Annotated in this window: 21 protein-coding genes and 4 tRNA genes; 7 read left to right on the top strand and 18 right to left on the bottom strand. The window is 57.0% G+C overall.

Annotation, left to right across the window (positions count from 1 at the left end; translation table 11 throughout):
• Positions 1-19: 19 nt before the first annotated feature.
• From HMPREF0183_RS10435 to eat, 3 genes are all read right to left on the bottom strand, one after another.
• A complete protein-coding gene (locus HMPREF0183_RS10435) occupies positions 20-835 on the bottom strand; it encodes a gamma-glutamyl-gamma-aminobutyrate hydrolase family protein (RefSeq protein ID WP_245527159.1) in 816 nt (271 codons plus the stop codon).
• Positions 816-2225 (bottom strand): glutamine synthetase family protein, encoded by a 1410-nt coding sequence (locus HMPREF0183_RS10430; protein WP_005885856.1) that lies wholly within the window; start codon positions 2223-2225, stop codon positions 816-818. The genes HMPREF0183_RS10435 and HMPREF0183_RS10430 overlap by 20 nt, the downstream gene beginning before the upstream one ends.
• Positions 2226-2304: 79 nt before the next feature.
• The gene (eat, locus tag HMPREF0183_RS10425; protein WP_005885854.1) at positions 2305-3741 is read right to left on the bottom strand and encodes an ethanolamine permease; all 1437 of its coding nucleotides are present in this window, start codon (positions 3739-3741) and stop codon (positions 2305-2307) included.
• A gap of 152 nt (positions 3742-3893) precedes the next feature.
• Between eat and HMPREF0183_RS10420 the strand changes: the two genes are divergently transcribed.
• Entirely contained in the window at positions 3894-4583 is a 690-nt protein-coding gene (locus HMPREF0183_RS10420) for a FadR/GntR family transcriptional regulator (RefSeq protein ID WP_005885852.1), read from the top strand.
• 377 nt (positions 4584-4960) lie between these two features.
• Here HMPREF0183_RS10420 and HMPREF0183_RS10415 read toward each other — a convergent pair.
• Positions 4961-5037: transfer RNA gene (locus HMPREF0183_RS10415), tRNA-Met, on the bottom strand.
• 196 nt (positions 5038-5233) lie between these two features.
• Here HMPREF0183_RS10415 and HMPREF0183_RS10410 point away from each other — a divergent pair.
• A complete protein-coding gene (locus HMPREF0183_RS10410; protein ID WP_005885850.1) occupies positions 5234-6403 on the top strand; it encodes an FAD-dependent monooxygenase in 1170 nt (389 codons plus the stop codon).
• Between the two features lie 74 nt (positions 6404-6477).
• Here the strand turns inward: HMPREF0183_RS10410 and HMPREF0183_RS10405 are convergent.
• From HMPREF0183_RS10405 to HMPREF0183_RS10380, 6 genes are all read right to left on the bottom strand, one after another.
• A tRNA-Met gene (locus HMPREF0183_RS10405) sits at positions 6478-6554 on the bottom strand.
• A 27-nt stretch (positions 6555-6581) separates the two neighbouring features.
• Positions 6582-6654, bottom strand: a tRNA-Thr gene (locus HMPREF0183_RS10400).
• Between the two features lie 104 nt (positions 6655-6758).
• Entirely contained in the window at positions 6759-7985 is a 1227-nt protein-coding gene (locus tag HMPREF0183_RS10395) for a metal-dependent hydrolase family protein (protein WP_005885847.1), read from the bottom strand.
• 126 nt (positions 7986-8111) lie between these two features.
• On the bottom strand, positions 8112-8912 hold the full coding sequence (locus HMPREF0183_RS10390; protein WP_005885844.1) for a glycerophosphodiester phosphodiesterase: 801 nt from the start codon (positions 8910-8912) through the stop codon (positions 8112-8114).
• A complete protein-coding gene (gene gdhA / locus HMPREF0183_RS10385; protein ID WP_005885842.1) occupies positions 8912-10252 on the bottom strand; it encodes an NADP-specific glutamate dehydrogenase in 1341 nt (446 codons plus the stop codon). The genes HMPREF0183_RS10390 and gdhA overlap by 1 nt, the downstream gene beginning before the upstream one ends.
• Positions 10253-10377: 125 nt before the next feature.
• Entirely contained in the window at positions 10378-11766 is a 1389-nt protein-coding gene (locus HMPREF0183_RS10380) for a nuclease-related domain-containing protein (protein ID WP_169309675.1), read from the bottom strand.
• Between the two features lie 451 nt (positions 11767-12217).
• Between HMPREF0183_RS10380 and HMPREF0183_RS10375 the strand changes: the two genes are divergently transcribed.
• From HMPREF0183_RS10375 to HMPREF0183_RS10360, 4 genes are all read left to right on the top strand, one after another.
• Entirely contained in the window at positions 12218-12763 is a 546-nt protein-coding gene (locus HMPREF0183_RS10375; RefSeq protein WP_245527158.1) for a TetR/AcrR family transcriptional regulator, read from the top strand.
• The gene (locus HMPREF0183_RS10370; RefSeq protein WP_005885836.1) at positions 12760-13143 is read left to right on the top strand and encodes a cupin domain-containing protein; all 384 of its coding nucleotides are present in this window, start codon (positions 12760-12762) and stop codon (positions 13141-13143) included. Before HMPREF0183_RS10375 ends, HMPREF0183_RS10370 begins: the two co-directional genes overlap by 4 nt.
• Positions 13143-13700: a DUF4865 family protein gene (locus tag HMPREF0183_RS10365; protein WP_005885834.1), complete on the top strand. Its 558-nt coding sequence runs from the start codon at positions 13143-13145 to the stop codon at positions 13698-13700. Before HMPREF0183_RS10370 ends, HMPREF0183_RS10365 begins: the two co-directional genes overlap by 1 nt.
• A 76-nt stretch (positions 13701-13776) precedes the next feature.
• Entirely contained in the window at positions 13777-14850 is a 1074-nt protein-coding gene (locus HMPREF0183_RS10360) for an IS481 family transposase (RefSeq protein ID WP_005885832.1), read from the top strand.
• Here HMPREF0183_RS10360 and HMPREF0183_RS10355 read toward each other — a convergent pair.
• From HMPREF0183_RS10355 to HMPREF0183_RS10335, 5 genes are all read right to left on the bottom strand, one after another.
• Positions 14768-15739, bottom strand: coding sequence for a hypothetical protein (locus HMPREF0183_RS10355; protein ID WP_040349008.1), 972 nt, complete (start codon positions 15737-15739; stop codon positions 14768-14770). The genes HMPREF0183_RS10360 and HMPREF0183_RS10355 overlap by 83 nt on opposite strands.
• 127 nt (positions 15740-15866) lie before the next feature.
• Positions 15867-15948: transfer RNA gene (locus HMPREF0183_RS10350), tRNA-Tyr, on the bottom strand.
• A gap of 82 nt (positions 15949-16030) precedes the next feature.
• Positions 16031-17557 (bottom strand): tripartite tricarboxylate transporter permease, encoded by a 1527-nt coding sequence (locus HMPREF0183_RS10345; protein ID WP_005885830.1) that lies wholly within the window; start codon positions 17555-17557, stop codon positions 16031-16033.
• Entirely contained in the window at positions 17557-18147 is a 591-nt protein-coding gene (locus HMPREF0183_RS10340; protein WP_005885827.1) for a tripartite tricarboxylate transporter TctB family protein, read from the bottom strand. Before HMPREF0183_RS10340 ends, HMPREF0183_RS10345 begins: the two co-directional genes overlap by 1 nt.
• The gene (locus HMPREF0183_RS10335) at positions 18144-19136 is read right to left on the bottom strand and encodes a Bug family tripartite tricarboxylate transporter substrate binding protein (protein WP_040349007.1); all 993 of its coding nucleotides are present in this window, start codon (positions 19134-19136) and stop codon (positions 18144-18146) included. Before HMPREF0183_RS10335 ends, HMPREF0183_RS10340 begins: the two co-directional genes overlap by 4 nt.
• 130 nt (positions 19137-19266) lie before the next feature.
• On the opposite strand from HMPREF0183_RS10335, the gene HMPREF0183_RS10330 reads away from it, so the two are divergent.
• Positions 19267-19758 (top strand): YajQ family cyclic di-GMP-binding protein, encoded by a 492-nt coding sequence (locus HMPREF0183_RS10330; protein ID WP_005885824.1) that lies wholly within the window; start codon positions 19267-19269, stop codon positions 19756-19758.
• A gap of 77 nt (positions 19759-19835) precedes the next feature.
• On the opposite strand, the gene HMPREF0183_RS10325 is transcribed toward HMPREF0183_RS10330, so the two are convergent.
• The 3 genes from HMPREF0183_RS10325 to HMPREF0183_RS10315 all read right to left on the bottom strand — a co-directional run bounded on the left by HMPREF0183_RS10325 (position 19836) and on the right by HMPREF0183_RS10315 (position 22556).
• On the bottom strand, positions 19836-20495 hold the full coding sequence (locus HMPREF0183_RS10325) for an NAD(P)H-dependent oxidoreductase (RefSeq protein WP_005885822.1): 660 nt from the start codon (positions 20493-20495) through the stop codon (positions 19836-19838).
• A gap of 5 nt (positions 20496-20500) precedes the next feature.
• Positions 20501-21667 carry an LLM class flavin-dependent oxidoreductase gene (locus HMPREF0183_RS10320; RefSeq protein WP_005885820.1) on the bottom strand — a complete coding sequence of 389 codons (1167 nt, stop codon included), beginning with the start codon at positions 21665-21667 and terminating at the stop codon, positions 20501-20503.
• Positions 21668-21806: 139 nt separating this feature from the next.
• The gene (locus HMPREF0183_RS10315; protein ID WP_005885818.1) at positions 21807-22556 is read right to left on the bottom strand and encodes an IS3 family transposase; all 750 of its coding nucleotides are present in this window, start codon (positions 22554-22556) and stop codon (positions 21807-21809) included.
• Positions 22557-22677: the final 121 nt, after the last annotated feature.

Below are 22677 nucleotides of genomic sequence, written 5' to 3'. Positions count from 1 at the left end.
GACTCCGTTCATTTTCAAATCAGCTGACCACACGTTCGTTGCCAGCGGCCGAAAGCGCGTGCGCACGTCGCCCACTTCTTGATGCCGCAGACACAAGTCCAGAGACAATTCGCATATCTTTGCGCGTGTGTTCGGGGTGCCATTGCACAGCAAGCAACCAACCACCCTGGAAGCTCTCGCCTGGCTCTAAAACCTCGATTGTTCCGTCTGAAGCTTGGGCAGTCACCTGCAGACAAGGCGCAACCTTGTCAACACTTTGGTGGTGGTAACAAGCGACACTGGCGCTCTTTCCAAGAATCTGACGTGCAAGTGTCGATTCTCTGGTTACGACATCGGCCGTTCCATACTCTCCGGGAGCTGGCTGATAGTTCGTGTGGCCAACAACCTCGGGAAGATGCTGGTGAAGGGTTCCTCCCAACGCAACATTAATGAGCTGCATTCCTCTACATATTCCTAAGACCGGAAGTTGCAATGTCAGCGCCTGTTGCAACAAAGGAAACTCCCACGCGTCACGGTGAGGTTGTGGCCGCGTCAACGGGTGCGGATCGGCACCATATCTATGTGGATCGATGTCGGCACCGCCTGAAAAAATCAGACCGTCAACACGATCGAGGACCGTCACGTCATTACCTACAGGAGGCAAAAGAATCGGAGTCCCTCCGGCGTCCGCGACCATGCCAACGTAATCGCTTGGCACCAAAGCCGCTTCAACATCATTCCAGGCGCCCCAACTAGCAGGTTGACGGTAAGTCGTAATACCGATAATCGGCCGCGTGCCGCCCATCACAGAGCCATGTAATGTTTCGGCAGAATTGCTAGAGGCGCTCAAATCCACGCACCCTTTCCCAGTCAGTCACTGCCGCACTAAATTGCTCCACTTCAACTGACGCAGCATGCGCATAATGCTCTACTACTTCATTTCCAAATGCTTCACGCGCCTTGTCCGAGTTCGCCAGCAAATCGCGTGCATCTCTTAGGGAGGTGGGCAGATGACGCAACCCTTGAACATACGCGTTGCCATCTGTAACTGCTGGCATCTCGAGCTCGTTTTCGATTCCGTAAAGCCCCGCTGCGATCATTGCCGCAACGGCAAGGTACGGGTTGAGGTCAGCTCCGCCAACACGCCCCTCGACCCTGAGCGACTCACCAGAACCGACGACCCTAAACGCACATGAGCGATTATCCAGCCCCCAAGCAATTGCTGTTGGTGCGAACGAGCCTTCCACATAACGCTTATATGAGTTGATGTTCGGCGCAAAGAAATATGTGAATTCCTCAATACAAGCTACTTGACCCGCAATAAAATGCTCCATGAGCTTAGAAAAACCGTGCTCCCGGTCTCCAGCCATGATCGGGGAACCATCGAGGTCACGAAAGCTCAAATGGATATGACAGCTTGATCCCTCAGCTTCGTTGTATTTCGCCATGAAAGTAATGGCCTTACCATGCTGAGCCGCAATTTCTTTTGCACCGTTCTTATAGACAGCGTGATTGTCACACGTTCGTATGACGTCGTCATACTTAAACGTGATTTCGTGTTGCCCGAGATTGCACTCACCTTTTGCACATTCCACGTACATACCGGCTCCTGCCATCGAGTTGCGAATATCGCGCAACAGTGGCTCAACACGCGCGGTTCCCAGAAGTGAATAGTCAACGTTGTACTGGTTCGAAGGGGTTAAGTTTCGGTAACCACGCGCCCACGCATCTTCGTAGTTTGTATCAAAACTAATGAATTCGAGCTCAGTTCCGGCGAAAGCTCTTATCCCGCGTTCTTCCAGTCGGCGCACCTGACGAGCAAGGACTTGTCGTGGCGACACTTCCGCTACACTGCCATCGGTCAATTCTATGTCGCACGTAACCAAAACAGTTCCCGGTTGCCACGGAATACGACGGATAGTCGATAGGTCGGGCCGCATAACAAGGTCGCCATAGCCTTTGGCCCACGAGGAAATCTCGTAACCGTCGACGGTGTTCATGTCGACGTCGACAGCGAGCAAGTAGTTGCAACCTTCAGATCCATGATGCATGGCTTCATCAACGAAAAAACGTCCGCTTAATCTCTTTCCCTGAAGACGCCCCTGGGCATCTGTAAAAGCCATGACGACAGTATCGACTTCCCCCTCGTCAACGAGGACACGAAGCTCGTCTTCTGTAATAAACGAAGCGGGATTTGACCCTGTTGACACACGCTGCGAATCGCCGATGCTTGTAGGTATCTGCATTTTCAAGTTTCCTTTCCGTACATGTTTTCTCTACACGTGGTGCACGATGTTGCGGGGTTATGACGTTTCATTGGTTGCGTCAGTTCAATTTGGATTCAGCCTCAGAAATACTCGAGAATTCCTCTTCCGGGGCTTTGGCAACGAGGTGGCGCCGTGAGTAAAACCAGAAGTATGCGATGAAGAGCATGAGCACCCCAGCCGCAATACCAGCGGCTTTGATATCCACAAAGAACGTCGCGACGACTGCGATGAGGGCGAGCACCAAAGCGACCGAAGTCGTTACAGCTCCTCCGGGAGTTCGGTATCCGCGTTTCAGTTGAGGCTCTTTGAATCTCAGAACGATGTGAGACAGGTTTAGCAAGACATATGAGACTGTTGCACCGAACACCGCCACGTTGAGGAGGATTCCTCCGGTCCCTCCCGTGACAACAGCGAGAGAGAAACCTATCGTGCCGGGTACGATCAAAGCTAAGTAAGGTGTTTTCTTCGAACCAGTCAGCGAAAGAAAACGTGGCAAGTAACCGGCGCGAGACAGGGCAAAAAGCTGTCGCGAGTACGCGAAGATGATAGAGAAGAAGCTTGCTACCAATCCAGCTAGGCCAGCCCAGTTTACAAAGGTAGCGAGCACCGAATTGTTACCGTAAATTGAGCGCACTGCTTCTGGTAACGGGTTGTCTGAAACCCCGGCAGAGCTGGCTCCAAGCGTACCTGGGACGATGATAAGCATCAGCGCACCGGATAGGACTAACGTGCCCATGGCAACCATGATTCCGCGGGGCATATCCTTCTTAGGGTTTGCTGATTCCTCAGCAGCAAGAGGAACCCCTTCAATTGCGAGAAAGAACCAGATTCCGAACACTAACGAAGCAAGGATTCCAGATACGCCGTAGGGGAAGTAGACGCTTGATCCCAATGAACCATCGGGAGTAATGTCGAACATGTTTGAGGCATCTACGTGCCATACCATCCCTAGTACAAAAGCTAACAGTGCGACGACTGCAATCGCAGTGATAACGAACATCAGTCGGAGCGCTTCTCCCACGCCCCAGACGTGAATACCCACAAAAATGATGTAGGCAACGAGGTAGATCGACCATGCCGGTACTGCCTCGGGAAGTATGCCGAGGGCACGAACATAGCCCGCAATAAACGTCGAGATAGCTGCTGGCGCCATGGTGTATTCGATGAGAATTGCGGCTCCCGTAACGAACCCGCCGAGCGGACCGAGCGCACGTCTGGCGAAACCGTAACCTGCACCTGCGGTCGGCAAAGTCGACGACAGTTCAGCTAAACCGAGTGTCATGCAGACATACATGATGCCCATTAGGACAAAAGCAACTGCAAGTCCTCCCCAACCGCCTTGAGCCAGGCCCAGGTTCCACCCAGAGAAGTCACCCGAAATCACATATGCGACGCCCAAACCTGCTAAAAGAACCCAGCCCGCTGCGCCTTTTCGCAACTGTCGTTTAGCGAGGTAATCGGATTCAACCGTTGAGGTGCCTATCTTCTTTGACATTCAAACCTCCGCATTGGTTTATTTTCAATCCATTGAATGACAATGAATGTAAGATACATCACAATACGATGTCAATAGGCCTGCAAGTGAATACTGATTTCACCTGCAGGTTTAATCTGACGGCAACCAACGACACAACATAAAATAAAGGTATGCAATCACACCAGAGTTCTCGGCGCAACATCTTTGAAGAAACTCTCTCAACAGTGCTCCGCCGCATCAGCTTGGGACAGTACATCCGTGGAGAAAAACTGCCAGCGGAACGCGACCTCGCTATTGAACTGGGAGTCTCAAGGTCGACACTCCGCGATGTTCTTGGTGAGCTCCAAACAACTGGTATTTTGGAGATTTCACGTGGCCGATACGGTGGCGCACGAGTCGTGGGCCTACCGTCAGACTACGAGCGCCATAAGAGCGTCAAACCCGAAGATTTGGACGATGCACTTCGTTTCCGCGAAGTTATCGAAGTGGCTGCAGTTCGTCTCGCAACAGAGGCGACTCTTTCAGCTGGCCAGCGAAGACACCTACATGAAGCGTGCAACGCGTGCACGAGCGCCGAAGAAGACGCCTACCGACAATTCGACTCACGCTTTCACATTGCAATCGCAGAAGTCTCAGGCATCCCGTCTCTCATCTCTGCCGTAAGTGACGTACGTGAACGCATCAATTCATTGCTCGACAGCATCCCAATGATTTCTGTAAACCTCACGCATGCAAACGAACAGCACCAGGCTATTCTGTCAGCCATACTGAGTGGCGACACAGGCGCCGCTGAAAGGCTCACAATCGAGCACACGTCTGGCACGGCCACCCTTCTTCGCGGGTACCTCCTGCATTCATGAACGCCAAAGAAGTAGGTCAGCATTTGAGTGGCTTTGCATTGGGTGCCACCAGATAAACTCTGCGCAGTCAGCTTCCCCCTCAAGGACGGCCTGAGCAACGTTGAGCGTGCAGCTCCCACGATGTTTTCAGTCCAACTATCACAGTGGATTCTGTGCGCCCTAATGCCCAGTCGACAAAACAAACCGAAAATGGAAACATCGCCTCTGCCGACGGATCTCTTGACAACTTTCACTTAGCGGTAGGAGCCGAAGGCTTGTGAAGCGTCGTTCGCTCGTGCATGCCACTCGACACTGGCTTTAAAAGGTTTTGGGCCACCCGTGAACGACAAAACCCCCGATCAGACACTGTGATAACTGTCTGACCGGGGGTTTTATTGTGGTAGCGGAGGCGGGACTCGATCCCGCGACCTCACGATTATGAGTCGTGCGCTCTAACCAGCTGAGCTACCCCGCCATAGGCACGAATCTGCTTAGTTGCTTACAAACATCCGTGCGAGGCCGAAATCCTTGGGGAGACACCAAAGATAGCCACCGGACAAAATCTGTGTAGTCAGCTACGTACTCCCTCACCAACTTAGCCTTTGAGTGATTCTTGCTTTGTACACTAGCTAGAAACCCGATTGGTTAAGCGTGACAGAGAGGCACAACAAATGCGCATAGCGGTCGTAGGCGCTGGAATTACAGGACTATGCGTGAGCGCGGGCCTACAATCAAGCGGCGCCGATGTCACCATTTTCGAACGGTCAGATGACATGCGTCCCGGAGGTTCTGGGCTCTCTATTTTTGGCAACGGAATGAAAGCACTCGATTACTTAGGACTCGGCGCTCGGGTTCGAACTCTGACCGACATTTCATATCAAGGAAAGTACGTGCCGTACGCGTCACGGTTCGTGGGCGGCCTTCGTTCTCCCAACGGCAGCTGGTTCACAAGAGTCCCAGCCGGCCAAATTGAAGGTCTGAGAGTCGTTGAACGTAGCGACCTTCACGCTATCCTGAGTTCAGCCGTCATTATGGATTCCGTGCGTACAAATGCCCCAGTCATCAAAGTTACCGAAACAGGGAAAATCACCACTGCTAATGGGCATTTCGACAGCTTTGATTTGGTGATAGGGGCCGACGGCTTGCGTAGCGTCGTTCGCTCATGCATGCCATTCGACACTGGTGTTAAATATGCAGGCTACAGCGCCTGGCGAGGAATTACAGATCAACCTGTGACCCTCAATTGGGAGGCGGGCGAGACCTGGGGCAATGGCGCGCGTTTCGGCATCGCTCCCCTATCCGACGGAAGGGTGTACTGGTTTGCTACTCGAAGCGGGAAACTCACAACGGGACCCGCAGACATACGAGGCGCTCTTCTCGATGAATTCAGCGACTGGCATGCTCCGGTCGCCGAGCTAATCACACAGACTGAAAACATCCAGTACCTTCCTATCTTTGAATTAGCTAACGCCCCAAAGAGCTTTATTCACGGGCGAACGGTGTTGATCGGCGACGCTGCCCATGCAATGACGCCCAATCTAGGCCAAGGCGGAAACATCGGAATTGAAGATGCCGCCCAGCTTGTCCACTGCCTTGCCGATATTGCTGACGCACCACACGTAGAATCCACAGATCTATTCAAGCGTTTGAATTCATATGATCTGTTGCGCCGACCGCGGGCTAATAGAATTGCCCTCGCGTCTAGAAGAGTGGGGCGCCTTGCCCAGGCAAGCAGCCCGCTCCTTGTAACCGGGCGAAACGCCGCGCTGCGAGCCGTACCCTCGCGCGTGTTCCGCAACCAAGTCGAGTCTGTCCAGCGTTGGGAATTAACCTCCATCTGAACTCATCTCCGGCCACAACGAACGAAACCCCCGGTTAGACACTGTGATAACTGTCTGACCGGGGGTTTTTATTGTGGTAGCGGAGGCGGGACTCGATCCCGCGACCTCACGATTATGAGTCGTGCGCTCTAACCAGCTGAGCTACCCCGCCATAGGCACGAACCGTAATTCGTACGAGAGCCCCAAAAGGGAATCGAACCCTTGACCTTTTCCTTACCATGGAAACGCTCTGCCGACTGAGCTATTGGGGCAACGAAAGAAAACTATACACACCCGCGCGGGGTGATGCAAAATCCGGGCATGTCTTCTCTCAGCCCTGCATCTACATCACCACGCACGGAACAACCGTCAGGCGCTAAACAGCCACGCCACCTTGGAAGACACGCTTCTCAACGCTGCGCAACTGTCCAACACCGTGCTCTTCCACACTTCCCTCAAACAGCACAAAGTCACCGTGGTTACCCACGCGCACCCTGCCCACTGAGTCATCACCCATCAAGTCCGCAGCGTTTGCGGTGGAGGCGCGCAACACCTCGGCGGTGCTCATCCCCACACCAGCCATGAGTTCCAGCTCCTCCAAATTCTGCCCGTGAACGCCTACCCCGGCGTCGGTTCCCATGGCGATCCGCACACCTGCCTGGTGAGCCATGGCAACGGACTCGCGGTGACGCTCGGCCACTCGGCGCGCCTTTTCTACCATGGCTTCAGGAATCGGCACACCAGCCTCAGCAGCGCGAATCACTGCCAGCGGGGCCTGCAACGTGGGCACCAAGACACAGTCACGCTCAAGCATCAGGTCAACAGTTTCGTCGTCCAAGTAGATGCCGTGTTCGATCGAGGCAACTCCGGCCAGCACCGCATTCTTGATGCCCGCGGTTCCCTGTGCGTGCGACATGACCCGGCGTCCCTGTGCGGTGGCTTCTGCAACAATCGTGGAAATTTCGTCCACCGTGAACTGTGAGTGGCGCGGGTCGTCGGCTGCGGACAGCACTCCCCCGGTTGAACAAATCTTGATGTGGTCGGCACCAGCGCGGATCAGCTCACGCGTTTTCACCTGCACACCCTGGGCGCCGTCGGCCACTCCAGATGGGCGCCCAGGGTGGGGCATCAGCATGGGCGAACATGCACCTGAGGGCAACATCCCGTCGCCGTGTCCAGCGGTCTGGCTCATGATGGTGACGGCCACTTTGAGTCTCGGCCCGCGCACCAGCCCGCGTTCCAGAGCTTCGCGCACACCAGCGTCGGCTCCGCCGGCGTCCCTCGCCGAGGTGACCCCAGCTTCCAGCGTCAAGCGAAGGTTTTCGACGCCTCGGTAGAACTGGAGGGAGAACGGTTCGGTGAACCCTTCGAGCGAACCCGCGTTGTTGACCAGCGCGTGGATGTGGCAGTCGATGATTCCTGGGGTCAGGGTGTGCCCCGTACCATCCACAACGGTTTCAGAATCCTGCTTCTCAAGTGTTCCTGCAGGTTCGACAGCGCTGAAGCGCCCGTCCTCGACACGCACGTCGTAGGTTTCGTCTTTAAACGCTTCCCCGTCGAACAGTGCAACGTTTGTCACCAACACGTCTGCTTTTTGTGCCACGTTTTCTCCTTCGAAACAACTTATGCGTTGGCACTCATATTAGACAGGCGTGAAAGTACCTGCGGTGGGGTATCCCCATGTGAAATGGGAGGGCGCGTCCCCTTATGACGTGCGAGGGCGCACCTTTTACGAATGCGCGATGTCGTACTTCGCAGCCAAGAACCCTTGGAGTCGCCCAGGCTGGTTCGTGATGATGCCCGTGACCCCTGCCCCTACGAGTTTTTCCCAGTCACGCGGAGAGTCCGTGGTGTAGACAAAAACGGCGAGGTCACGACCCAGCACTTCTTCAACAAAGTCCCTACGCGCGTGGAATCCCCGAATCGACGGGTTCACAGCAACAACCTCAAGTCGCTGGGCAAGCCCCATGTCCTCTTCACGCGGTACCAAACGCAACAACCCGCGTGGAACGTGCGGGGCAATATCCCGGCACACTTCAACTGAACGCACGTTGAAACTTTGGAGGATGACACGGTCGGCCATTCCCACCTCGGCGATTTCTTGCCCCACCCGGGCCACCGCACCCGGGCTCCATTCACCCTTGAGCTCCAACAGCATCCGACCGCCCATTTCCGCAACGTTCTTCAGCATGGCGTCCAAACGAGGAATGCGCTGGCCGGCGAAACCCAGACCGTGACCATAACCGGCGTCTGCCAGCGAAATACGGTCGTAGCTCATGTGCGCGATCGTGCCCTGGATGTCAGTGGTGCGCTGCAACGTGGGGTCGTGCACCACAACGGGCACACCATCTGCGGTGACGTGAAGATCGACCTCAATGAAGTCACACCCGATCAGCCGGGCCGCATCTACGGCCGCCATCGTGTTCTCAGGTACAGCCCCCGAATACCCACGGTGGGCGATCACCCAGGGTTTGACACCTCGGCCAGGAACTTCGTCGATTTCACGTTCACGCAGATAGTCAGAAAACATCACACAACTCCGAAAGCAAGCATGGCATCTGCTACTTTACGGAATCCTGCAATGTTTGCACCCATGACGTAGTCGCCGGGGTGTCCATATTCTTCAGCGGTCTCAAGACAGCGGCGGTGAATGTTCTGCATGATCTGAGTGAGGCGCTCTTCGGTGTAGTCGAAGGACCAGGAGTCACGTTGCGCGTTCTGTTGCATTTCCAACGCCGAGGTGGCAACCCCGCCTGCGTTCGCAGCCTTACCTGGCCCGTAGAGGACTTCCGAGTTCTGGAACGCTTCGACGGCCTCTTCGTTGCAGGGCATGTTCGCGCCTTCTGCGACTGCTTGGACGCCGTTCTTGATGAGTTTCTTAGCGTCAGAGCCCAGGAGTTCGTTTTGGGTTGCGCACGGCAGGGCCACATCCACTGGCACATCCCATGGGCAGTTGTTGGGGACAAATCGGGCTGAGGTGCGGGTCTCCACATACTCGCCGATGCGTCCGCGGCGGTTGAGTTTGATGTCTTTGAGTAGTTCTAGGTCGATGCCCTGCTTGTCGTACACGTACCCGGAGGAGTCTGACGCAGTGACGGCCTTTCCACCCAGCTGGTGTACTTTTTCGATCGCGTAGATGGCAACGTTTCCGGAACCTGAAACAGACACGGTGGTGCCATCCAGGCTGGTGTTTTTGGACTTGAGCATTTCGTTAGCGAAGATCGCGGCACCGTATCCGGTGGCTTCGGTGCGTACCAGCGAACCGCCCCAGGTGAGACCCTTACCGGTGAGCGCGCCTGATTCGTACCGGTTGGTGATGCGCTTGAACTGGCCAAAAAGGTATCCGATTTCGCGAGACCCCACACCGATGTCACCTGCAGGGACGTCGGAGTATTCGCCGATGTAGCGGTAAAGCTCAATCATGAACGACTGGCAGAAACGCATAACTTCGTCATCGGATTTGCCTCGGGGGTCGAAGTCCGATCCACCCTTACCGCCACCAATGGGCAGGCCGGTGAGGGAGTTCTTGAAGATCTGCTCGAAGCCCAAGAACTTGATGATTCCCAAGTTGACCGACGGGTGGAAACGCAAACCGCCCTTGTATGGCCCTAAGGCTGAGTTGAATTCGACACGGAATCCGCGGTTGATCTGGATGACGCCGTTGTCGTCGATCCAGGGGACGCGGAAGATGATTTGGCGTTCCGGTTCGCACATTTGACTGACGATGCGAGCGTCTGCGTATTCGGGGTGACGGTCGCCCATCGCACGAAGGCTGGCGAGAACTTCCTTTACCGCCTGGTGGAACTCCGGCTCAGCCGGATTGCGCTTGAGAACTTTGCTATACAGTTTGTCGATTGCTTCGTCTAACACAGCTACCTCCTATGACCTGCCCTCTCAATTTATGAGAAAACCGGGTCGCCTCACTTTTCAGTCTCAAATTTTGTGCATCGGGTCACGTATGTAAGGCGAGAATGACGGCGCGTTTTACTGCGCTATTAGTGCCTGCTGGGTGCGTGACCGCATGCCGGGCATGCGTGCATGTATGCGGGTTTAGGTGCGTGGCACTGTGGGCAGGTGGACGTTCCCGAGGTGTTCCCTGGGTGGACTGGACCACTACCAGTTGGTGTGAAAGCGGGCCCCGAGCCGTACGTTGCGGAGCTGTGCGAACTGGGCGTTGCGGAGTTGCGCGGTGTGGAAAAGCTGGCTGGCGCGTTGCCGGTTGGTGCGATGCGCACTGGCCTGTTGTTGCGGGGAGCCGGGCTCTGTTGCGCCGGTGCTGGCTTTTGGACGCTTGCCCAGTACGACTCTTCTTTCAGGAGGTTCTTAAACATTCGAACCGCCGCCTGATCATTCGTATCGTTCATGTTGATAGGCGGTTCTTCGCGTAAAAGTTCCAAGACGTCACTTAAGTTGCAAACAGGAATGTTTCCCGTCCATGTAGTTCCTGGATAAATGGACCCGCTCCCACTATTTGTGGGCATGAACACGACACGCGAGGTGACGTTGTGGGGCAAACGGGCATCGGACGAACGTCGTTTCACAATTGAGTCCGCCATTTCCATGTTGCGTGACATGGAACGTGGCTGCCCAACATAAACGTCTTTGTGATTGTCGACTGCAACGAGCTTGTTATCCTCATCGACTTTCCACGTGATGTCTCCCTGCATGTAGTACTTGAGGTCGATCACCATGATGGTGCGTCCCGTGACCACGACACAGTCGATGTCGGATGTGTACTTTGTGCTCCACCCCACCTCTTCGTCGGGAATGTGGATTGACCAGAATGTCGCAAAACGGTCGAGCATACCTTCTGCGGCCAGCGTTTTCGCGAAATTCAGCTCACCCAGTTGGCCTTTAGCGACCTTAGATTCGTTGAAACCTGAGGATTCCAAGCCGGCGCCTGGGCTACCGAACATCAAGTCATACCCTGTCGGAACGGGCCAATCTTTCACCTGGTCGGCGTCATACTGCGACCGTGTCCCGGCCTGGGTGGGAGAGGTTAAGCGATTGCGCTGAGCGTTGAGCTCCCACTCCAATGCGACTTCGGCTTCGCGTCGCTGAATGGCGAGCGAATCGCGTTCGTCCTGCTCTGTACCAGTAATCACGCGTTTTGCCGCTATCGCGCGGACAATGAGGAGAACCCAAGAGGTAATCCACCATAAGAATTGAGCGGTACCTGCGATCCAAAAGCGTCGGTTGACGTCTTTGTCTGGGATGTCTAGTTCGTACAGTCTTTCGGCAATGAGCGAGCCGTCGAGAACAAAGCCGATCCCTGTCACCACAGTCAGAATTCCCATGGCGATAACGGTCTCGGTGACATTGCCGATCTCTTGGTACTCACGGATCGAAGTTGCTTTCAAGGTACGGAAAGAACCAATCACCATGTGAAGCCCGAATTTAAGCAAAACGAGCGCACAAATACACGCGACGATTTGCCCAAAAATTGAACGCCCCACAAAGGGGTTGCAGTACCAGAAGATCGTGATGGATAGAAACCAAGTCGTGTATATCCACCCGGTGATGATGACTACACGGCGGGGACGCCGTGCCCTATCTGTCCTGAGCTCTTCAGCCAATGCCATCCCCGATCCTCATTCGCGCAGTCAGCTACCGTTTTCAAGATAAAAGTGTGAGTGCGGAGCAATGCCCAACACTGCACATTGCCTACTACTTATACATCGCTCACCAGGCTTTTCAAACCCGCGGGACGGTGAGCGGGGTGCTGTGTAGCTGTACTGACCGGAGACATTGATCGAGCTGGGCATCGAAAGCGATCACAGCAAATCTGTAACTACCCGTATGTACACTGGTGGTATGGACACAAGGAGACGTCTCTTGGATGCCACGCAGGATTTGCTGTGGGAGCGGGGTTACGCAGCAACCAGCCCGAAAGACATATTGAGCCGAGCCGCCGCGGGTCAAGGCAGCATGTACCACCACTTCTCCGGCAAGCAGGACCTCGCGGTAGCCGCTCTGGAGGCCAGCGCGACGGCCATGCGGGATGATGTGGATGCCTTGCTCCGTGGCGAGGGAACGGCAACGGAGCGCCTCGTCGCCTATCTCGAGCGTCAGCGCGACTCCCTCCGGGGCTGCCGAATGGGTCGCATGACGTATGACGCCGACGTGCTCTCTACACCTGAGTTGCTTCAGCCGGTCTCTGCGACCTTGGCCTGGCTAGTCGAGACGATCGGGGCAGTCGTCAGTGAGGGGATCGACGCGGGCGAGTTCTCGTCCGAGACTGACGCCCACCAGTTGGCCTCGATGGTCGTGGCCACAGTGCAGGGCGGCTATGTCCTGGCTCGCGCCCAACAAGATCCTGCAGAGTTCGACGCCGCCGTCCACGGTGCAACCACACTCCTGCGCACTTGGAGTCAACGATGAGCTTCACTCCGGGGCACTTCACGGGCGCTGTCGAAGCCAAGACCTTGGCAGCACCCACGCGTGAGTCGACTCTGACCGTTTACGCCGTCACGTTCGCAGCTGGAGCGCGCACTCACTGGCACACCCATCCCAAAGGGCAGGGGTTGTATGTCACCGACGGCGTTGCCCTAGTCCACATTGAAGGGCAAGCGCCCCAGCACCTGGCCGAGGGTGAGTCCATCTGGATCGACGCCGGGCAGTGGCACTGGCATGGCGCTACACCTGAACGGGCCATGACCCATGTCGCCTACCAGCAAGCTGCCGATGACCTGTCGACCATCTGCTGGCAGGAGGCCGTCACTCCCACGACTTACTCGCACGCCACCAAGGAGAACCACTGATGTACGCCATGCAGTACCAGATCACGTTGCCCACCGACTACGACATGCAGATTATCCGCGATCGCGTCACTCGCACGGGACATCTCATGGACGGGTACCACGGGCTGGAGTTCAAGGCCTACCTCATCCAGGAGAAGGCCAAGGGTGCACCCCGGAACGCCTACGCACCCTTCTACGTCTGGCGCGACATCGACGGAATGCGTCAGTTTTGCTGGGGCGAACCCGGATACTCGGCCATCGTGCGCGACTTCGGCCGCTACCCGATCCACGACTGGACTGTCCACCAGTTTGTTGCCGGCCCGGCCGATTACTCCGCAGCCCGCAGCCTGACCGTCAAGACCGTGCCCCTCCCGGTTGGCGCCGCGCCGTCCCACTGCATCGAGGACATCACCGCGGACTTCCTCGCCACGACCACTGACTCCACCGTGGCCCGCGTCGCCGCCGTCGACGTCACCACCTGGGCCGTCATCCTCGTCGAACTCTGCACCCGTGAAGCCGACGAGAGCTCCACCGATGTCGCCGCCTACGAGGTGCTGCACGTTTCCGCTGCTGCCTGACTCACACACCTTCGAGCCGCCCCGCGGGGGCACTTGGCCTTCTTGGGCGGCGTCTGCCACTCAGGGAGGCTTCTTCATGTCTCATCCCAACGCCGCTCTCACACCGCGCCACCGGCTCAAGGTTGCCCAGCTCGTCGTCGACCAGGGCTGGCCGATAAGCGAGGTCGCCGCCCGGTTCCAAGTCTCCTGGCCGACCGTGAAGCGCTGGGCCGACCGCTACCGGGCCGGCCAGCCCATGCAGGACCGCTCCTCGCGGCCTCACCACTCGCCAAACAGGACCAACCCGAAGACGACGAAGCGCTGCATCCAGCTCCGCCTCCGATTGAGCGAGGGCCCGGTCCAGCTCGCGTGCCGGCTGGGGATCGCGCCGTCGACGGTCCACCGGATCCTGGTCGACGCGCACCTGAACCGGCTCACCCACGTTGACCGCGCCATCGGGGAGCCAGTGCGCCGTTACGAGCACGACCATCCCGGGGCGATGCTGCACGTCGATGTGAAGAAGCTCGGCAACATCCCCGACGGCGGAGGCTGGCGCTACGTCGGCCGGCAACAAGGCGACCGCAACCGCGCCGCCACCCCGGACAAGCCCCGCAACAAGTACCGGGATCCGCTCATGGGCAAGGCCTACGTCCACACCGTCATCGACGACCACTCCCGCGTCGCCTATGCCGAGATCCATGACGACGAAACCGCCCTTACCGCCACCGCCGTCCTCGTCCGGGCCGTCGAGTGGTTCAACCAGCGCGGTATCACCGTCGAGCGCGTCCTGTCCGACAACGGTGGCGCCTACCGCTCACACCTGTGGCGAGACACCTGCGCGGAGTTGGGCGTCCGGCACAAGCGGACCAGGCAGTATCGGCCGCAGACCAACGGGAAGATCGAACGTTTCCACCGCACCCTGGCCGACGGCTGGGCCTACGCCCGCTGCTACACCTCCGAAGCTGAGCGGCGAGGTGAGCTCGACGGCTGGCTGCACTACTACAACCACCACAGACCCCACACGGCCTGCGGGAACCAGCCACCCTTCTCACGATTGACTAACGTCTCCGGTCAGTACATCAGCGCTGCTAGTGCCTCCCCGATGCGTCAGCGCATGCTGGGCACAAGTGCATGTATGCGGGCTTGGGCGCGTTGCACTGGGGGCAGTTGAGCGTTCCCGAGGTGTTCCCTGAGCGAGTTGGGCCACTGCCAGTGTGTGCGCCCGCCGGCCCTGACCCGTAGGCTGCTGAGCGCTGAGAGCCGGTGTGGTTGAAATTCAACTGAGCTCCGAAGGTGGGAACGCCAGACTGCTCCTGCGAGTATGTAGGTGATTGAGGTTGAGGCTTTTCGGGGTGTTCTGTTTCAGGTTCTTCAGGCTCAGTTTGTTGTGGTTCGACTGGTGACGGGTGGGGCACGTCGAGATATGGGTCGAAATCTTCTGGCTCCACATCGTGCGAGCCAGTGGGTGGCAGAGAAGCAGATTCTGGGTCAGGTGACAATCTGGGTGAGGTGTCACTGAAGTCAAATGATTGATTGTTTGCGCTAGAAACTGGCCGACGTGAAGGGCTGTGGCCCCCAAACGAGAACGCATCGCTTCGATCCCTAGCTACGTATTCTGGAATGCGGTTGGCAACAACTGCGCGGATACTCAGGCAGACGAGGGATATGATCCACCACAGGAACTGCAGTACCCCCACCACAAGAGTGCCACTCGGATGTATGGGTGCGGTGTACTCCATTTCGCCACTCCAGCCAAAAACAATGAGGGCTGTGATGATGGTGAACCTAACGCAGGTCCCTCGAACAGTTGGAACATAGAAGGCGGCTTGTGCGACTGGGTTGAAGGTGGTCCTGAAAGGCTTCACCAGTTTGGCGATTAAGATCAGGATGATGACCCCGCCCACGTAGCAAGCCGCTTGCCACAGTGACACACGAATCACTGAAGGCTTGAAATACCAGAAGAAGGCGAGTGCGAGCGCGCCACCCATGACGAACCATCCGCTGAGCTTGATGAAGAGTTCCGCTTTACGAGCCCGGCCTGTTCCTTGTCGCCCAGTCATACTTCCCTCCAACAATCATTTCCATGATAATGCCAGCACCCTACTGAGATTGTCCGTCAGCTTTTAGCCACGAACGAAACGAAGGGGCCCGACCAGCCTTAAGCCTGATCGGGCCCCTTGTTTCCTGTGGCAGGTATAGGATTCGAACCTATGAAGGCAATGCCGGCTGATTTACAGTCAGCTCCCTTTGGCCGCTCGGGCAACCTGCCAGGAGTGCGTGAAGCACCTGAGCAATATTAGCGGAAGTTTCACCAAACTAAAAATCCGCACCCAGGTGCCCCGCTACCCCACCTACGCCGAGGTCATTTCCGGGTGTTCTTCGAACGTCCCCTTCTTGCGAACCCGACTGTAAATTGCTGCACCAACGACCAGCGCCAAAGTTACGTACAGCACAATCGTAATGCTGGAACCGAACAGAACAGACACGTCCCCGTTCGAACTCAGCAGGGCGTCACGCAGGTTCGTTTCCGCCAACGGCCCCAACACCATGCCAATCATCAGCGGCGCAATCGGCATGCCAAAACGCCGCATCATCCAGCCGACAAGCCCAATAGCCAACAGCATGGCCAAGTCGAACACCGAATTCGACGTCGCCCAAATACCCAGCACACAAAACATGGTGATGCCCGCGTACAAGTACGGCTTTGGGATGAGCAACAACTTCGCCCACAGCGGCGCAAACGGCAGGTTCAGGATCAACAGCACCACCATGGCAATAAAGAAGCTCGCCAACAGACCCCACACCAGATCAGGTGACCGGTCAAACAACAGCGGCCCAGGCTGCAGGCCATACTGCTTAAACGCAGCCAACAGAATCGCAGCGGTCCCAGTCACCGGCAATCCAAGAGCCAACAACGAGGCCATCGCCATACCCGTGGTCGCGTTACCTGCCGCCTCGGGGGCAGCCAAACCTTGGATCGCACCCTTACCAAACTGGTTACGCCCGGACTTCTTATCAATCCTGCGCTCCAGCCCATACGCCATAAACGTGGGCACTTCAGAGCCACCCACGGGCACGACACCGAACGGCAACCCAATCGCAGTACCACGCATCCATGCAGGCAGAGCCTGACGCACCTCGGCACGCGACAAAAACGGCCTACCCGCCGCCAGCACCTTGAACTGGTCCCGCTCACGGCTAGCACGGCTCGCAACCCGCAGGATCTCGCCCAAGGCCAGCACAGCCACGGTCACGGTCACAATCGAGATGCCGTCGAACAGCTCCGGCACCCCAGAGGTGAACCGCTCCACACCAGAAACGGAGTCAATACCCACAACCGCGATCGCCAAGCCCAACACGAGCGACCCCAGCCCCTTGACCACGGAATCTGAGACCACCGACGACGTTGCGACAAACGCAAACAGGGCGAGCGCGAAGTATTCGGCCGGGCCAAAGAGCGTGGACAGGTTCGCCAAGGTCGGTGCCAAGAACACCACCAAGATACTGGCAATCATTCCACCAATGAACGCACCAATCGCCGCGGTCGCCAACGCCTGCGGCGCCCGTCCCGAGGTGGCCATCTTGTGACCTTCGAACGTTGAGGCGATCGCGGAGGACTGCCCTGGCGTGTTCATGAGAATCGCCATGGTCGAATCACCAAACAACCCACCAAAGTACACACCGGCAAACATGATGAACGCACCTGTGGGCTCGAGCGCAAAGGTCATGGGCAACAGCAACGCCACTGCCATTGACGACCCCAGGCCTGGCAGCACTCCCACCGCGGTACCCAGCAGACATCCCACTAGGACCCAGAGCAGGTTGATCGGGATGAGTGCGGAACCAAATCCTTCAATGAGTGAACTTAGGGCATCCATCAGCGACCTCCAGCAAAAATCAGTCCTGATGGCAGGTCAACGCTTAAGAGCACTGCGAAAATCAGGTAAATAACACTCGACAAGAACAGCCCAACCAGCACGTCCATGACCCAGCGCTGTGAACCGATCGCGTGGGCCACCATGACGAACATCAAGGCTGCTGAAATGATCCAGCCAACCGGCACGATCAGTGCGATGAACAGCACCAGCCCGCCCACGGCCCACGCCGCGGCACGCCAGTCCGTGTACCAGGCGCGTTCTTCTAGGTCCTCCGGTTCGGTTGCTGGCGCCAGTTCAGGGAGTTGTGGGTTGCGGATGATCTCAAAAGCCAGCACCGCTGCGAGCACATAGAGCGCCACAATGATGATCCACGGGAAGAACTGTGGCCCAGGAAGGTCCACGCTTTCCGGCACCTTCATCGCAAACTGGCCGATCAGCATATACGTGGCAACCGCTACCATAAGCGCGGGCATAGCCAGCCCTGCGCGACCGGTCCACCAACCTCGGTCCTTGAGGTTTTCATGCCCCAGGATCTCAAACTGGTCATTCTCACCCGGTTTGACCGGGTCAACTGCACGTGATCCGCTCACAGGCCCAGCTCCTTCAGTAGTTCAGCGGTCTTCTTCTGGTCTTCTTCGAGGAACTTCGCTAAATCGTCCCCGGTTTCCCACGCATCGGCCCACGCGTTGCGCTTCAGCGCGTCCTGCCATTCGGGGGTATCACGCATTTCCTTGAGCAGTTCCAACTGCTGCTGAGCTACTTCTTCACTAACCCCAGGAGCGGCCAACATGCCACGCCAGTTCGCCAAGACCACGTCGTGACCCTGTTCTTTGATGGTGGGAATGTCCACACCTTCGATCCGTTCAGGACCGGTCACGCCCAGCGCTTTCACACGGCCTGCTTCCACCTGGTCAGCTACTTCGTTGTACCCGGTTGCCGCGTAGTCAGCGGTGCCGTTGAGTAGCGCGGCAATTGCTTCACCACCACCGGACTTAGGGATGAACGTGGTTTCTTTACCGTCCAGCCCCGCTTCTTGAGCGAGGTTCGCAACTACGAGGTGGTCCATGGACCCTGCCGACCCGCCGGTCCACGGGTGGCCCTTGGGGTCTTCTTTCCATTCGTTGAGCAGGTCGTCAATGGTTTCTAGCGGGGAGTCCGCGGGCACGATCACCACGTCGTAGTCTTCAGCGATTTTGGCAAGAGGCACCACGTCGTCGTATCCAACCGGCGAATTGTTGATGAGGATTCCACCCGTCATGGCCGAGCCAGTGGCAAGGAGGGTGTCGGATCGTTCGTGCATGGTGGAGAAGCGTCCCAGGCCGATGGTTCCTCCCGCTCCCGGAATGTTCACGACTTGCACGTTTCCAACCAGACCTGCTTGACGCATGGCCTGTTGCTGTTCGCGCACGAACCCGTCCCATCCACCGCCGGCACCTGCCGGTGCGATGAGGGTGAGGTTAGCGCGCACGTTGTCTGATGCGCTGGCGCGCTGGATCGATACCGTCATGGCAACGACCAGCACAACCGCGGTGATCACCGCGAACACCAGCAGCCCAACTGGGCGTTTGCGTTGTTTCATAGGGTTTCCGTTCTGTTCAAAAGTGAAAGTAGCGTAGATCACCCTGAGAATTTCGTCAAAATTGGCGACGCCTGTTCGCTACGGTGAGACAGGTTACACTGTGGGTTGATCACGCTGAAGAGGAGACAACATGGCGAGCGACTCAAGTTTTGACATTGTGAGCAAGGTTGACCGTCAGGAAGCGGACAACGCACTGAACCAGGCAGCGAAGGAAATCAATTCGCGCTACGACTTCAAAGGCACTGACGCCTCGATCGAGTGGTCAGGCGAAAAGATCATGATGAAGGCAGTCAGCGAAGACCGCGTGAAGGCTGTTCTGGATGTGTTCCAGTCGAAGTTGGTGCGACGTGGCATCTCGTTGAAGTCGCTGGACGCGGGTGAACCGTATGCGTCCGGTAAGGAGTACCGTCTGGAAGCTGCGATCAAAGAAGGCATCGACCAGGAAAACGCTAAGAAGATTTCCAAGCTCATTCGCGAAGAAGGACCCAAGGGTGTCAAGGCGCAGATTCAGGGTGATGAACTGCGCGTGAGCTCTAAGAAGCGCGACGACTTGCAGGCCGTCATCGCCATGCTCAAGTCCCAGGACTTGGATGTGGACCTGCAGTTCACGAATTACCGCTAAACATGGACGCGCACGACCGGTGACAATCCAGCAAAAATCGAGTTCACCAGCTCGGTCAACTAAGAGCGCACTCCCCGCTACTGCCCGCTGTACCTGTTGCCTGTGGCCAGTCGCATGAGGTCGCTGTCCAGGTAGATCGACAGTTCCGTGTCACCGGCCGACCCATACGAGTGCTGGTAGTGGTCCCACGTGTTGTTCCGCGCGGACCCGCGCACATCAGCCCGAATGAGCGCCAGCAACTCGCCTGCCGCCCGTGCGCACCGGGTACGCAGTTTGGGGTCGTTGAAGTCTTCTGGTGCCGCGAACACCGAGGTGGGTGTCGTGTATGTGCGCAAGTAGGCGAACAGTCCGCGGATCTGGTCGTCGACCACCAGCGCGTGACGTTGGCTTCCCGCCGTGCCCGCCAGCAGAACCGGGGTGCCAATGAGCAAGTCGTTATCCAGCGCTTGGAAGAACGCCATGAAAACCGCACTGGCACCGGCTTTGAACACCGGCGTGCCCACGATGAGCGCGTCGGCGTCGCGCAACGTGGCCTCGATTTCCTTAAGCGCAGGTGACTTGTGCCCGCTCACCAGCGCGGTCATCGCGTCCTGGGCCACGTCGCGCACGTTGATGAACGTACACGTGACGTTTTCTTCCGCGCCGTGAACACTCTTCGCGATCTGTGAAAGCAACGTCGCAGTCGACGATGTTTCGCTGGTTCCTGCGTTGATCACCACCACCGTGGCGTCCTGCATCGCGGCTATCCTTCCTGATCGGTGTCGAGATAAGGCGAACCCCCGGTGACGTTGTCACCTCGGTTGGCCCGAGGTCGTGGCTCCCGAGGTGGTTTGTCACCGTAGCGGGCCCGCACCAGGCTTTCGTGGGTTGGGGCATCGGGGACTTCCGGATCGCGACGAGACTCGAGTTCCGCCCGCAAAACGGGCAGGACTTCTGATCCCAATAGTTCGATCTGTTCCATAACCATGCTGTGGGGCATACCCGCGTGGTCCACGAGGAACATTTGTCGCTGGTAGTCTCCAAACGTTTCTTGGAACGTCAAAGTCTTCTCGATTATTTCCTGCGGGCTTCCCACACTCAGGGGCGTTTGGTTGACGAACTCTTCGAGCGATGGGCCGTGCCCGTACACGGGAGCTTCGTTGAAGTACGGCCGGAAACGGTCCCACGCGTCCTGTGACTTTCGCGCAACGAAGGCTTGCCCACCCAGCCCCACGATGGCTTGTTTTGCCGAGCCGTGTCCGTAGTGTTCGAAGCGTTGCCGGTAGAAGTTGACCAGGCGTTGCGAGTGTTCCGACGGCCAGAAAATGTGGTTGGCGAAGTACCCGTTGCCGTAATAGGCGGCTTGTTCCGCGATTTCGGGCGTGCGAATCGACCCGTGCCACACAAACGGTGGCACGCCGTGCAGCGGCCGAGGTGTTGAGGTGAATCCGTTCAGTGGCGTGCGGAACGAACCTTCAAAGTCGACCACGTCTTCACGCCACAGACGGTGAAGCAGGTTGTAGTTTTCCAGCGCAAGCGGCAACCCCTTGCGAATGTCTTGGCCGAACCACGGGTACACCGGGGCGGTGTTTCCGCGCCCCAACATGAGGTCCATACGCCCGTCACTCAAGTGCTGGAGCATGGCGTAATCTTCAGCGATTTTCACCGGGTCATTCGTGGTGATGAGGGTTGTCGACGTAGAGACTTTCAGGCGCGTTGTCTGCGCAGCGATCGTGGCCAACAGTGTGGTTGGACTCGAGGACACGAACGGCGGATTGCGGTGTTCACCGATCGCGTAGACGTCGAAGCCGGCTTCTTCAGAAAACACCGCCTGCTGAACCAGGCTACGAATCCGCTCACCTTCGCTTGGGGTTTCTCCCGAAACGGGGTCACGGGTCACATCACTGACCGAAAACAGCCCGAACTCCATGGCACCTCCATCACACACATAGTTGATACTTCAATCAACACCACCTGCCGTGAATTATTCCCGTGGGTGCTTCAGCTAGATGAAACGGCGCAAAGCGAGCGAAACGGGGGTGCGGACATTTTGTTAGACAGTTTTGTTTTCATGCTACTTTAAGTGCTCGGTGTTTGGCGATGGTGAGGCCGTTGAGGCTGGTTTTGATTCGGTGGTTGTTGTAGAACTCGATGTATGCGGCGATAGCGTTTTCGAGTTCTTGTGTGGTTCGCCATTTTTTGCCGTAGTACATCTCGTTTTTCATCCGACCGAAGAACCCTTCGCATGCGGCGTTATCAGGGGTACAACCTTTCTTTGACATTGATCGAACGATCTGGTGTTTCGACGTCAGTTGTTGCCAGGTTTTTCCGCGGTAGTGCGCGCCTCGGTCTGAGTGGATGATTAAAGACCCATCTGCTACTGGCCGTTCTGCGGTGATTGCTGCATGCAGTGTTTCTTCTGCTAGTTCCATGGTGGGGTGCGTGCTTGTTTTTGCTGCTACGACTTTGCCATCAAAACAGTCGATAATGGCAGATAGGTAGACACGGCCTTCGTTGGCTGTAAACACACTGATATCGGTAAGCCACAACCGGTTTGGACGATCAGCGTGAAACTTACGGTTCACCAAGTTAGGCGGGGCCACAGAGATTTCTCCTTGGTAACTGGAGTACTTCCACTTACGCTTCGGAAACCGTGGGGTGATCCCTTCTTCACGCATGAGTCGTCTGACGACTTTTTCACTCATGATGATCCCCCGATGACGCAACTCCCACCAGATACGCCTGTACCCGTAAGTGTTAAGTGACTGGTCACTGATCTGATGGAGCAGCCCACGAACATGAGCATGCTTACCAGGCATACGGTGCTGAAGTGTCCCGGGTTTTGTTCCTAGGCGTTTGCCTTGATTTCTATTGTTTCCTGTGGCGTGTTCTGTTTCCAAAATTCGGTTTCAACCTCGGACGGGGTTCGGCATCCCACGC

The sequence above is a fragment of the Brevibacterium mcbrellneri ATCC 49030 genome, assembly GCF_000178455.1.
Taxonomy (GTDB): domain Bacteria; phylum Actinomycetota; class Actinomycetes; order Actinomycetales; family Brevibacteriaceae; genus Brevibacterium; species Brevibacterium mcbrellneri.
Note: the sequence above shows the minus strand (reverse complement) of the source record. Positions and strands in the feature narration are given on the sequence as shown.

What these genes read in the sequence shown, in the direction of transcription:
- HMPREF0183_RS10335 (WP_040349007.1), bottom strand. Translation starts at nt 19,136, where the DNA reads ATGAAACAACGCAAACGCCCAGTTGGGCTGCTGGTGTTCGCGGTGATC.
- HMPREF0183_RS10325 (WP_005885822.1), bottom strand. Translation starts at nt 20,495, where the DNA reads ATGCAGGACGCCACGGTGGTGGTGATCAACGCAGGAACCAGCGAAACA.
- HMPREF0183_RS10390 (WP_005885844.1), bottom strand. Translation starts at nt 8,912, where the DNA reads ATGTTTTCTGACTATCTGCGTGAACGTGAAATCGACGAAGTTCCTGGC.
- HMPREF0183_RS10355 (WP_040349008.1), bottom strand. Translation starts at nt 15,739, where the DNA reads ATGACTGGGCGACAAGGAACAGGCCGGGCTCGTAAAGCGGAACTCTTC.
- HMPREF0183_RS10380 (WP_169309675.1), bottom strand. Translation starts at nt 11,766, where the DNA reads ATGGTGATTGGTTCTTTCCGTACCTTGAAAGCAACTTCGATCCGTGAG.
- HMPREF0183_RS10370 (WP_005885836.1), top strand. Translation starts at nt 12,760, where the DNA reads ATGAGCTTCACTCCGGGGCACTTCACGGGCGCTGTCGAAGCCAAGACC.
- HMPREF0183_RS10345 (WP_005885830.1), bottom strand. Translation starts at nt 17,557, where the DNA reads ATGGATGCCCTAAGTTCACTCATTGAAGGATTTGGTTCCGCACTCATC.
- HMPREF0183_RS10315 (WP_005885818.1), bottom strand. Translation starts at nt 22,556, where the DNA reads ATGCCTGGTAAGCATGCTCATGTTCGTGGGCTGCTCCATCAGATCAGT.
- HMPREF0183_RS10320 (WP_005885820.1), bottom strand. Translation starts at nt 21,667, where the DNA reads ATGGAGTTCGGGCTGTTTTCGGTCAGTGATGTGACCCGTGACCCCGTT.
- HMPREF0183_RS10360 (WP_005885832.1), top strand. Translation starts at nt 13,777, where the DNA reads ATGTCTCATCCCAACGCCGCTCTCACACCGCGCCACCGGCTCAAGGTT.
- HMPREF0183_RS10420 (WP_005885852.1), top strand. Translation starts at nt 3,894, where the DNA reads ATGCAATCACACCAGAGTTCTCGGCGCAACATCTTTGAAGAAACTCTC.
- eat (WP_005885854.1), bottom strand. Translation starts at nt 3,741, where the DNA reads ATGTCAAAGAAGATAGGCACCTCAACGGTTGAATCCGATTACCTCGCT.
- HMPREF0183_RS10410 (WP_005885850.1), top strand. Translation starts at nt 5,234, where the DNA reads ATGCGCATAGCGGTCGTAGGCGCTGGAATTACAGGACTATGCGTGAGC.
- HMPREF0183_RS10330 (WP_005885824.1), top strand. Translation starts at nt 19,267, where the DNA reads ATGGCGAGCGACTCAAGTTTTGACATTGTGAGCAAGGTTGACCGTCAG.
- HMPREF0183_RS10365 (WP_005885834.1), top strand. Translation starts at nt 13,143, where the DNA reads ATGTACGCCATGCAGTACCAGATCACGTTGCCCACCGACTACGACATG.
- HMPREF0183_RS10430 (WP_005885856.1), bottom strand. Translation starts at nt 2,225, where the DNA reads ATGCAGATACCTACAAGCATCGGCGATTCGCAGCGTGTGTCAACAGGG.